Origin of the sequence: Kluyvera huaxiensis, from assembly GCF_040149365.1 — a bacterium.
GTDB classification, from domain to species: domain Bacteria; phylum Pseudomonadota; class Gammaproteobacteria; order Enterobacterales; family Enterobacteriaceae; genus Kluyvera; species Kluyvera intermedia_A.
This window is the reverse complement of record NZ_JBEFLV010000065.1, coordinates 1-353: the sequence shown is the minus strand read 5'-3', so window position 1 is coordinate 353 and position 353 is coordinate 1. Positions and strand designations below refer to the sequence as shown.

Sequence of the window (353 nt, the reverse complement as noted above, 5' to 3'; positions counted from 1 at the left end):
CGCATGGGGAGACCCCACACTACCATCGGCGCTACGGCGTTTCACTTCTGAGTTCGGCATGGGGTCAGGTGGGACCACCGCGCTGTTGCCGCCAGACAAATTCTTTTACTAGCGCCGAACTTTAACCTAAAAACTGGTGCTGATACCCAGAGTCGAACTGGGGACCTCACCCTTACCAAGGGTGCGCTCTACCAACTGAGCCATATCAGCACACTTTATTCTTCGAACCATCCACAACTGTATTGTGAACACGTTCTTAATTTGATGCCTGGCAGTTCCCTACTCTCGCATGGGGAGACCCCACACTACCATCGGCGCTACGGCGTTTCACTTCTGAGTTCGGCATGGGGTCA

1 tRNA gene and 2 rRNA genes are annotated in these 353 nt (G+C 53.8%); all 3 read right to left on the bottom strand.

What is annotated here, in order from left to right:
* Nucleotides 1–96 (bottom strand): 5S ribosomal RNA (rrf, locus tag ABOC97_RS23950); the annotation flags it as partial.
* A gap of 38 nt (nt 97–134) precedes the next feature.
* Nucleotides 135–210 (bottom strand) — tRNA-Thr (locus ABOC97_RS23945).
* A gap of 56 nt (nt 211–266) precedes the next feature.
* A 5S ribosomal RNA gene (rrf, locus tag ABOC97_RS23940) occupies nt 267–353 on the bottom strand; the annotation flags it as partial.